Source organism: Methylophaga sp. UBA5088 (genome assembly GCF_002414625.1).
Classification (GTDB): Bacteria; Pseudomonadota; Gammaproteobacteria; order Nitrosococcales; family Methylophagaceae; genus Methylophaga; species Methylophaga marina.
The window spans coordinates 11,737-12,302 of sequence record NZ_DIAC01000134.1 but is presented as its reverse complement, the minus strand read 5'-3'; the positions used below and the strand labels follow the sequence as shown (position 1 = coordinate 12,302).

Here is a 566-nt window from a genome sequence, read left to right as displayed (position 1 = left end):
CTCATGTTTTAGTGAAGCTTCAGTTCTTTGAAAACCAGTTTATCGGCTTCAACATCGATATTGACGGTATCACCCGCTGAGAACTTACCTGACAATAAGTCCTGCGCCAGAGGGTTTTCAATCTCCTGTTGAATCACACGTTTCAGTGGTCTTGCACCATAGACAGGGTCAAAGCCTTCTGAAGCAATCAAATCCAATGCCTCATCAGATAACATCAGCTTCATCTCACGCTCGGCCAGTCTTGCACGCAGATGAGATAACTGAATCTCAGCAATCGCACGGATTTGCGCCTGTTGTAATGGATGGAATACCACCACATCATCAACCCGGTTGATAAACTCCGGACGGAAATGTTGTGCCACAATCTCCATGACCGCCGCCTTCATGGCGTCATAATTTTCTTCACCGGCCATTTCCTGAATCACGCTTGAGCCTAAATTAGAGGTCATCACAATAACGGTATTACGGAAATCCACTGTACGCCCCTGTCCATCAGTCAAACGGCCATCGTCCAACACCTGAAGCAGGATGTTAAAGACATCCGGATGGGCTTTTTCCACCTCATC

Annotated in this window: 1 protein-coding gene; it reads right to left on the bottom strand. The window is 47.0% G+C overall.

What is annotated here, in order from left to right:
• Positions 1-8: 8 nt before the first annotated feature.
• Positions 9-566, bottom strand: a 558-nt coding sequence (locus B4K20_RS16520) for an AAA family ATPase (protein ID WP_289283761.1), incomplete at its 5' end; no start/stop codon positions are given.